At 59.2% G+C, this 9,879-nt stretch carries 12 protein-coding genes; all 12 read right to left on the bottom strand.

The features are described 5' to 3' along the window. Positions 1 to 2,366 (bottom strand): hypothetical protein (locus VMA74_RS20745; protein ID WP_325370481.1); only part of this gene is annotated, 2,366 nt, incomplete at its 3' end. Positions 2,367 to 2,368: 2 nt separating this feature from the next. Further along, entirely contained in the window at positions 2,369 to 2,962 is a 594-nt protein-coding gene (locus VMA74_RS20750; protein ID WP_325370483.1) for a hypothetical protein, read from the bottom strand. Positions 2,963 to 2,967: 5 nt separating this feature from the next. Further along, a complete protein-coding gene (locus VMA74_RS20755) occupies positions 2,968 to 3,147 on the bottom strand; it encodes a hypothetical protein (RefSeq protein WP_325370485.1) in 180 nt (59 codons plus the stop codon). A gap of 3 nt (positions 3,148 to 3,150) precedes the next feature. Then, on the bottom strand, positions 3,151 to 4,434 hold the full coding sequence (locus VMA74_RS20760) for a hypothetical protein (protein ID WP_325370487.1): 1,284 nt from the start codon (positions 4,432 to 4,434) through the stop codon (positions 3,151 to 3,153). A 70-nt stretch (positions 4,435 to 4,504) separates the two neighbouring features. Further along, on the bottom strand, positions 4,505 to 4,942 hold the full coding sequence (locus VMA74_RS20765; RefSeq protein WP_325370489.1) for a hypothetical protein: 438 nt from the start codon (positions 4,940 to 4,942) through the stop codon (positions 4,505 to 4,507). A 318-nt stretch (positions 4,943 to 5,260) separates the two neighbouring features. Beyond that, positions 5,261 to 5,770 carry a hypothetical protein gene (locus VMA74_RS20770; protein WP_325370491.1) on the bottom strand — a complete coding sequence of 170 codons (510 nt, stop codon included), beginning with the start codon at positions 5,768 to 5,770 and terminating at the stop codon, positions 5,261 to 5,263. Between the two features lie 10 nt (positions 5,771 to 5,780). After that, positions 5,781 to 6,371, bottom strand: a complete 591-nt coding sequence (locus tag VMA74_RS20775; RefSeq protein WP_325370493.1) for a hypothetical protein — start codon at positions 6,369 to 6,371, stop codon at positions 5,781 to 5,783. After that, a complete protein-coding gene (locus tag VMA74_RS20780; RefSeq protein ID WP_325370495.1) occupies positions 6,368 to 7,060 on the bottom strand; it encodes a hypothetical protein in 693 nt (230 codons plus the stop codon). The genes VMA74_RS20775 and VMA74_RS20780 overlap by 4 nt, the downstream gene beginning before the upstream one ends. A 3-nt stretch (positions 7,061 to 7,063) precedes the next feature. Next, positions 7,064 to 7,747 (bottom strand): hypothetical protein, encoded by a 684-nt coding sequence (locus VMA74_RS20785; protein ID WP_325370497.1) that lies wholly within the window; start codon positions 7,745 to 7,747, stop codon positions 7,064 to 7,066. A gap of 4 nt (positions 7,748 to 7,751) precedes the next feature. Beyond that, the gene (locus tag VMA74_RS20790) at positions 7,752 to 8,216 is read right to left on the bottom strand and encodes a hypothetical protein (RefSeq protein WP_325370499.1); all 465 of its coding nucleotides are present in this window, start codon (positions 8,214 to 8,216) and stop codon (positions 7,752 to 7,754) included. 60 nt (positions 8,217 to 8,276) lie between these two features. Continuing rightward, a complete protein-coding gene (locus tag VMA74_RS20795) occupies positions 8,277 to 8,759 on the bottom strand; it encodes a hypothetical protein (RefSeq protein ID WP_325370501.1) in 483 nt (160 codons plus the stop codon). Positions 8,760 to 8,843: 84 nt separating this feature from the next. Then, a partial coding sequence (locus VMA74_RS20800; protein WP_325370503.1) for a N4-gp56 family major capsid protein occupies positions 8,844 to 9,879 on the bottom strand: 1,036 nt, incomplete at its 5' end.

Here is a 9,879-nt window from a genome sequence, read left to right on the forward strand (position 1 = left end):
ACGCAAAAACTATTGGCCAGCGACAACGTAATGGGGCCGTTGAGTAAAGCGCATGGCGGTGAGCCGGTTACCAGTGCGCCGTTCGGAACGGCATACCACGTCTCGCTTACCTTTTTTCCTTGCATGAACTGTCTTACGCCGAATGCGGCCGATTCGGTAAACGGCCAGCACACGTAATTTGGGTTGACGATCACCTGCTCGGTACCTGGATCGAATACCGAGTACACGTGTACGCCGCTCGCGACGAAGGCGGCATTATTGACGTCTGCACACCCCACCACGAAAACGCTGAAGTCGTCGACGCGGAAGTCGTCGGTGCCAATGGCGATGCCATACGACAATCCCTCCACATCGGGGACGCTGGCGTTGCCAGATCCCACGTACGTGGTCGAAACGCTATCCTCCACCTTGTGGCCGGTATAGAGGTAGATGAGATTGAGCGTTCCGGTTTGGTAATCGACGGCCGCAGGCGCTACGGTGATCGGCGAACCTTCCGCTCCTTCACTGGGCAGGTAGTTGGCCATCCCTGCGACGAAATCGTGAAAGACGGTTTGCACACCGGTGCCTTGGCCATCTGCACTGAACACGAGTTCTACCGCACGCGGCCCCATGCCATTGGCTGATCCGTACGATGTCAGGTAGGCGTAGTCCGCGTATCCGGCATAGTCGCGTAGGCACACCGCGCGGGTGCCATCCTGCGAGAATCGCCACTGGCTCGCGTACTTCAACGAGTTCGGCGTTCCAGACGCCGTAAACTTGCCTGTCGCCGATGCCGGCATGATGCCCAGATCTATCAGGGTACCTCCCGACCACGCATAGGGGTCAGTGCTATCCGTGCCGACGATCACCATCGGTGGATCAAGCCGCAGGGATCGCTGCGGGATATCGCACCACCACACCCGCAGATAGCGGGTAAATCCCTGGTGCTGCGTATCGCTGGGTTGATCAATCGGATGATGTGCGAGCAGTATCAGGCGATCCTTGTTTGCCACCGCGTTCGGCAACACACACGCACCCCAGACGAGCGCCCCTTCGGGGGCCATGGCGATCGCGCGGCCACGGCAGTAGATGTGCCTTCCCATCGCGATCTCAGCGGTCTGCGCCGTGGGCGTCTTGGATCGCGGATAGGCGAGCCAGCAGTCCCCATCAGCGTCTGTAAAGTTGACCGCAATCGTCAGGGGTGCTGATGGCATGCCAGTCGCGTACAGGCACGGGAAGGTTTCCCATGCGAGGTTCAAACTGGCGAACCCGTGCCAACTAAGCGGCGGCAGCGACGTATCGCTGCTCTGCCAGCTCATGTTGCCGGCGGCAATCCATCGGTCACGACTGAACATCTGCGCTGTCGTAAAAGCGCCTGCCGATCCCACATCGACGAACATGGCGTTGCTGGCCAAGACCATCGCCGGCCCAAGTGTAGGGTCGGCTTTCCATCGCGCGAGTGCAGTGGAACTGGATCCTGCCGCCAAGAACTCCACGCCAACGGCGATATCCTGACGGTCAAAACTCGGAAAATTCTCTTGCGTCCAGTCTGCGGCGTACCCTTCCATCGTCAGCCTTTCCGCCGGCGTCGCGTAGCTGGTAGGAAATCCAGCTCCCGTCGGCGAGGCCGATCCGTTTTTAAGCAGCAATGTCGAGGTAATCTCAGCACCGCGCGCGAAGCCACGCAGCCTAACGATGGCAGCATCCACGCCAGCATTCGCGCGCAGGACATTGATGCCTTCGAATACGGCTTGCTGCTCGCCAGGGTTGGCGCCATTGCCGACGTTACTGAAGGGTGATAGTTCGAGCCGATAGGGCGCCCAATTCGAATCGGGCTGCTGGCCATCGTAGTAGTTTTCACCCTGCAACGACCATTGAAACTGTGGTGCGGCTGTCACGTCGTATAGCAATGGCGTAGGGACCACCGTTGCAGGTTGATAACCCGCATCCTCATCCGGCGAAAGCAGCACCTCTCCAAGCGTGCCGCCCGGGGTCCAACGGGACGTATCTAGCCCTGGAGCCATATTGGCGGGGTCGTATGGACCCACACTGCTATCCAGAATGATGGGCAATCCAACACCCAGCGGGTTTGCTTGCCATGCTGGATACAACACAAATCCGCGCGGCACCCACATATTGGCAATGTTGTCAGGCACTTCCGCGGTTTGCGTCGGTGACTGAATCGTCACCACCACATTGCCATGGTTGGTGCTCGCGGTGATCACCGTTCCATCGTTCAAGGACACCGCGCGCTTCAGCACGTGGGCACCTGTGAGCGCTTCCCGCTCTTTCAGCTCGCCGACGACCTTGCGGGCGCGAGCGACCACGGACGGATCCACGTTGGGTGGCGCAATCAGCCACCAGGTTCCGAAATACGGCGCGGTCATCGTCAGCTGCTTAGCGGCTGCGCTCCATACGAATAGATGAGCTGGAACGTGCTTCCAGCGCTCAGCTGATTCGAGTTACTGAAGAGCGACGCTGCGAACAATGTTCCCGTCGTTGCGCCCTTCCCGGTCGCATTGGCAATGAAACCGGCACCGGTAATCGTCGCCGCCGCGCTACCAATGGTGAACGTCGCCACGGAGTTGCTGTTTGACACTTGCTGGCCTGACGACGCACCGTTGGTAATCCAGGCCTGGCGAGTGGTTTGCGTGTAGAGCGTGTACTCGCCCTGCTGTGCCGCAAAGGTGGCGGCCGTCAGTGATGGGCTAGGCGCCGTGTTATTGCTAAATGGCGCCAGCGACAACGTGGCAGGCAAGCCTCCGCTACTGAAGATGGCGCTCAGGATGAAATCCAACCCTTCGTATACGGCCGTGTTGTGGTCGTAGATCCACGGGCCATCATCCATGCGGTGACCGAATGTACCTCCGATCGCCACCCTTGCACTTGGAAAGTAGACGCCACTGGATGTCCGCTCGTAACGGAAGTTACGCATGGCGCGCGCGAACTCAGCCCGGACGCGGGCAGACAGATCTTTCATCATGGGTATCACCACTTGTTGAGCGGGCAATGGGAGTCGAGCAGCTTCGTCTTGGCGATCAGGAAGCAGCCGCACTTCTTACAGATCTCGGACTTGATCACGGGCGCGAATCCGCGCTCCGAACAGGTTCGGCACACGGCAAGCCGTTGCGCGGCCTCAACCGGCGGCGCTTGCGCAAGCGGGTTCATGCGTTAGGGAACGATACGAATCTCGGCGCAGTCGCTCATCGCGAGTGCCGAGGTGCGGCCGCCTTGGCCAGCCACTAAATAACGGTTTGCACCATTTCGCCGTAGGAACATCGCCGCCGCGTTGTCGTATATCGGGTACACGAACTTATCGTGCAGCGGAATGGCACCTTCTTCGGTACCGGCGTAAGGAATGCCTTCTCCTCCGATCCATACCGGCACTGGCTTGAAGACGTCGTTGAGGTTGAGTGCGTCAGCTGGAACCATCACCATGGATCCTGGCACGCAGCCCTGCGACTGCACAGTGACTCGGGAGGCCGTAGCGATAGACGCCCCTTCCAGTCGATGTACTTTCTCGCCGTCGCTGACGTAAAGGATGAATCGCACCGATTCGGGCGCTGCGATCATCCGTAGCGGGGATGCGAAAGGGATGTAGTTATTGCTGAGATCAGTCACCCCGTAATACAACGGATCGGTCCACATGAGCAGATTGCCAACGGCGCCAAAGATGCAACCGGCCTTTGCCAGCAGGTGTGTTGCTGGCGGCATCGGGTCTTTCAGCAGCGTGGTCAGTGGCCGCCCAAGGATCTGCGCCCCCAGTGTCCACTGCGACGTATTCACCGGTGCTGTTTGCGAGAATAGCAAGTCCGTACCGTTTGGCTGCGTACAATAAAATCGAATCCGCTGCGGCGCATTGGTGGATGGCGGCGACAGGTTTGTCACCTGGATACCCCCACCATCCGGTACGTCGAGGAACACTGGTTCCGGAGCACCACTCTCTTCGCCGTTCGCTGATTCAAACGTGAGCGTGAGGCCGTATCGTCCGCAGTACATCCCACCGTTGGAAACAGCCGTCACTGCGAACGATGGCAGTGGCGTTTCAATGCCCCAGGGTGCCGTACTCCCATCCGGATTGACGATGCCGTTGGCCGAACCATTCGACCAGAACACCTTATTGCCCAACTGCTCGTAGTAGATCGTCGTGCCGTTGAGTCCCGATACGAGCTGCACCAGGTTGTAGTTGCTGTCCATGCGGTAGATCGACTTAGCATCCCCTACAAACGCGTAGGGGAAATGCTCAAAGGCATGCAACGAATGGGCGCCAGTGAGCGCTGCCTTTAACGTGGACCCCTCTCGCGGGGTGAGCACCGCATTGGTTGAAATGTCGAGGTTATCCGCTATGCGAGAAAAACCTTCTTCAAGCCGGCTTTTCTCGCTTCGGTTATCGACGCCACGGCCAAAGCGCAACTTTCCGTAGCCGTCCTCCTGTCCAGCTGCGTTACGCGCCATGGGATGTCGTCACCTTTGGGAAAAAAAGACATTCACAACGTCATCGTGTTTCTTATAAAAAAATGCTTTATCAGCGAGCATATACATATCCAATAACATCAATATTTTTACTTCCACCAGAAGCGCTATTGAAATAGGCAATCGACTGTGATGGGCACGGACAATCAAAAACAGCTTGAGTATATAAAGCTGGTCGTCCTCCAGATGATATTTGCTGCACCTGCAAAACGATATTTGATCCAACAGACGACTGAATATTGCATGTTCCTCCTGACGTGGAATTGTCCAGATAAGCCAATTGAGCAACAGTTGCGGTAACTGGCACGTAAGATGAAAGAGAAATGGATGTTGAAGCTGTAGCAGATCCTGCACTTAAAACGTTATAGGGCGTTGACCCATAACCATTTAAATAGGAAATTCTATTTAAAGCGTGCTCAAATGGAACAATATTTCCGCTGCTATCGGTTAGGATGCTACCTACATATCTTTGGGATGTATCGCCGATCATTGCGCATGCTGTGCCGTTGTAAGGACTGTCAGGAGCTGTCGTTACGCAATTGATCGACGGAGTGCTTGAGTTGTTATTTATAAATATGTGATACCACGACGATGCCGAGAGGGATAGCCCACTCAGCGTTAGGGTAGAGCTTGCATTAATAGCGAAACCCAGGCTAGGAATGTAAGCCGACCCTGACGTGACACTTATGGAACTCGCGCTGTTCCAAATAAGCTGCAATCCATCGATATAACCTGGCGGGGTGATGAAACCATCGGACAACTGCGCTGGCAGTCCATTTGCCCCCAGGACCAGTGGCGATGTCATGACTTAGTAAACCATTCCCGGCGCCCACAGGTGCAACATCTCGGTCGCCGTCAAGGCATATCCGCATGGCTGGACCAGGTTACCCGTCGTAGCCGGTGGTGTCGATGTGAACTGCCCGGCAGTCGTGCCAAGGAATACCAGCGCTCCTGGCGTGAGTCCAGACACCCCACTATTGAGCTGTCCCGGAAAATTGACCGTGCCGGTTGCGCCGCTCGCGATCGCTGCCGGTGCAAATCCATTGCATGGCTTGGTTGCATCGGTCGCGTTTGCGTTTCGCAGGGATATCGTCCCGGCATTGTTGTAGATGTTCACGGCAGCGCCAGCGGCAATGGATTCCGTGGCGGGTGCACTCAGCGATCCCGTTGTGCTTGGAATGAACGATGCATCGAGTAGGCCGTTAGCACCAAGCGCAGGGATTTGCCCAGCACTACTTGATCCGGCACTAGATGTTAGTGGTGTGTACTGCTGCTCCATGCCATTGCTGTTGAGATACAGCAGCTTTTGAACGGTCATGTGTCGTGCCTCACTGCATGATGGGTGTGCGGATGTTGAAGTTGATGGTGGTCGCGTTCACGGCGCGGCCGACTTCCAGCAGTGCGCCAGTGGTCGATGGTGATTGCGATATCTGGCCAGGCGCTGGGCCCAGGTACATACGGCCTGGCTGCCAGTTCCAACCCGGCTCGGACAGACTGAAAAAGATGTTGACGGTGACGGGATTGCCCGCTGCTGCGGCCTGCGTGGTGATGGCCAGTTCGGCCATCATGTCCGCCACGTTCGTCGGGTCCGCCAGGTGCGCTGCACCGTCAACGATCGCCACGACCTGCGGATAACCGACGTCGACAGCGGCGGTAACGGTAAAGCTCAGGTCACCGACCTGACCCGGTATGCCCTGCGGTCCAGCAAAACCCATGCGTACGATGGGTGCCGGCGGCTGCCAAGGCACCATCACGCGCTCTTCGACGCGGTCACTGACCACGACCGGTGGACAGGCTTGTCCCGGCACCACCAACACTTGCGGCCGATCGGCTACAACAACGATCGGTTTCGCTTCTTCCACGATGCACGCCATTTCGTCGCTATCTCGAATGACGACGGCGTCATCGTTTTGCATCATGGTGACGGCGCAGGTGTTGGTGTAGGCGACGGCGTTGGCGATACCGGCTGTGTCACAGCCGGTATGACGTTGACATTGCCTTCGGCGAGCTTCGTCACGGTTACACCGTCGGCTGCGGTGAGCTGCAGATCATAGACGGCGTTCGCCCACTCAAAGCTCTGCGTCTGCGCCGCCGTGATCAGCAAGCTGATCGTGCCGCTTGCCGGCGTGATGGTGATGCCACCATTGGACGTGTTGAGTTCGATGTACGGCGGCGGAATCTCGCCCGGGTTGCATTGCCCTGGCGGCCATGACGGAAAGATCGGACCCGGTGCTGGACGAATCTGCATGCGCGCGGTGTAGCCAGTCAGGTTCATGGGCGCGTAGAACGTCAACACGCCGCCGGATTGGTAGGGGGGATCGCACCCGGTATCCCAGTCGATGGCCAGGGTGTTGGCGTCGATCACGCTCGCGTAGCGCGGAGGCGTGTCGCGGTAGCCCCTGGTATTGAGCGACCATGCGCCCTTCACGTTGGTGATCCATACCGGTGTCGGCTGAGTCAGTCCATGGCTCGGCACCGTGATCAATGTTGGCAGACCCGTCTGCACATTGGTGATCGCCATGAACGTCGGCGTGCCATTGCACCATTGCAACGACTGCTGGAACGTCGCGCCTTGCTGGATGGAGAGATCCTGCTGAATAGGCTCCATGGATCACCACATGATTGTGCGGCGATGGCGCGGCGGTGAGTCGGCCCACCGTGCCATCTCGTGAAGAGAGGGGCGTGCGCCGAAGCGCTGTTCGAACGTGGCCAGGTGCGTGGCCGCGCGCGTGTCGAGATTCTCTTCGCCTTCGCGCGTCTGGTAGCACTCGTACACGGCCCAGTGCTTGAGTTCTTCGAAGTCGGGCAGCTGGATGACCGGCCGATCGGTGTCGCGCCGCATCTCTTCCGATTCCAGCGGTTGCCGCCAGACGCGCAAGTGAAGAACATCCGGCGCCAGCGGGACTGGAAACAGGCGAATGGTCTTCTGCGAGAGGTCCATGATGCCGTAGCCGGCCTGTCCCGGGCACGACACATCCGCTTCCCACTGCGGGTAGATCCGATCCATGGACTCGGCGGTCACCATCCACAGCTTCTGTCGCTCGCTGCCGAGATGGCCCGAGCGCGCCACCAACACTTCGGGCCGAAGCCTGATCACGGTGTTGCCCGGTGCCACCGTGTAGCGGCACAGTTCCGGCTTGCTGAGATGGTCATCCTTGAGCAGCCGCGCGCGCAGGCACGCCTCCCGCACGGCGTTATTGAGATACCGATTGATCTGTTCGTCCGACCACAACGTGGGTTCGACTTCGTCTTTCAGTATCTGGCGGACCGCGCAGCGCAGGTGTCCCAGGTTCATCGGATCAGGTAAGCTTGCCGGCCGCCTTCAGGCCTTCGACCGTGGTGTTGAGCACCTGAAGCACGCCCTTGCGGTTGGTGCCCTTCTGCTCCAGCGCGATCGCGGCCAGCACAACCTTGCCGCTGGATACCTTGGAGACGCCCGTGCATACGGCTTGCACGTTGCCCAGCAGCAGCTTGTTGGCTTCATCCAGCGTCGCCTGGTCAAAGCCGAGGTCTGTGGCCGGAGAGGTTTCCTCCTTCGGCTTTTCCTCGCGGCGCAGGACAGCTTGGCGCTCGTCGTTCGGATCGAACGGGTAGAAGTCGCCGCTGTTGAGCAGCACTTCCTGATGTTTGGGATTCTTCACTTCCGCCACGTAGAGCACCCGATCCTGGTTATCGAGCGTGTGTTTGAAGGCGTAGCGCGTGCCGTGTATGTCCACCTCGCGCGCGTTGCCCTTATGCGCGGGAATCTTGCTGCAGATCTTCATGCGATCACCATGCTTGGGGAGAAGGGATCACCCGGCTTGCGCCGGGTGATGGTCAACCTATTACGCGGTCTGGTTGCCGCTGTCGGTATCGTCACGCCATGCACGCAGCGCGAGGTCGGCCCAGATGAGGCCAGTATTCGCGGGCGTCGCCGCAGCCGTCGTCACGGTGAGGTAGATCGGGGTATCCACCTCGGGATCGCCGATCACCTGCTGCGGAGTGAGCAGCGAGGAACCCGCGACGTTCTTGGCTGCGGTGAATGCGGCAGCGGCAGCGAGCGCAGCCGGGGTGTTGGCGGTACCGATCGAACCGGCCAGCGTGGGCGAACCATTGCTGTCCAGCGCTGGGAAATGCAGATTGCACAACCACGGGATAAGCACGCTGCCCGCTGGCACAACGCCGATCTGAAACTGATCGCCGATGTTCAGTTGCGCCGGTACCACGTTGGGAAACGCGAGATTCTGCTGCTGACGGTCGACATAGACCGCGCCGCTGGCTTCGGGCGTGATCATCGACTTCAGCAATGCATTGTTGTACTGAGTCATGAGAGTGTCCTCTGAAAGCTTCAAAAAGGAACGCGGCGCTGGAAAGCGCCGCGTTCAAGGCCCTGCCCCAATGGCAAGCGACGATCAGTTGGTCGACGGCGTCGACACGTTCGGGTCGGCGGCGTAGGTATCCAGCGCCAGGCCGGAGAAGCGCGCGCCGTTGTACTGGGTCGACTTGATGCCCAGGATGGTGCTGGAGCTGATGACGATCTGGTTGCCGCGGTCTTCCGTTTCCTCGTTCCAGTCGTAGCGCAGACCCGAACCCGGCGAGCCGAACGCCATCACCATCGCCTGGGCGCCCAGGAACAGCGCACGTGCACAGGGCTGCAGGCCATCGGTACCGGCGTAGAAGCGAATCACCGCCGGATGGCTGTGCAGGATCACACCGCGGTACATGCCCATCGAACCCGTGAAGATCGGGTTGTTGGCGCCCTGTGCGGCCGCGGCTGCACGCTGGATGTCCAACCACTGGCTGGTGCCGTTGGCTGACAAGCGCAGCGAGTGCTCCTGGAACGTGCTCATCACGATCACGTACCGCTTTTCGCCGTTGATCTTGATCGGGCGAATCTTGATCTTGCCGTCCGAGCCGCCGCCCATCGTGTCGGCCTTGGTCACGGCGCGTTCCATGATGCCGAGGTCGAAGGTATCGGCCACGGCCACCGTGCCATCGCTGGTCGCGTTACCGCCGAATAACACGTGATCGCTATCCGGTGCCGTCAGCGCGTTGTTGGCGAAGCCTGCGTAATCCGGATCTTCGATGAAGTCCGGATTCGTGCCGCGCATGCCCGAGCCATAGATGAAGGTCACTTCATCGGTCCAGCGTGCCCACCACTCGGCCATCTTCTGGCGTGCCACGCTGCGCAGGTCGTGCAGCGTGCGCTTGCGGCTCATGCGGCCACCGGCGTTCACGCCGCAACGCACTTGGTCGATGCTGATCTTGTCCGTGAAGTTGTTCAGCGCTTCTTCGCGACCGCGGAGCACTTGGTCGCCGTACGTCGGCTTCTGCTTCAGCTGGACGAACAAGTCGTAGCTGACGGTGTCACCGGCTTCGTTTTCCAGCTCGGTCAAAACCTGGATGGGCGTCGGAGCGTCCGGGCTCTTCGACATGAAGCGCGAACCC

This window comes from Dyella sp., assembly GCF_035508675.1.
Taxonomy (GTDB): Bacteria; Pseudomonadota; Gammaproteobacteria; order Xanthomonadales; family Rhodanobacteraceae; genus Dyella_B.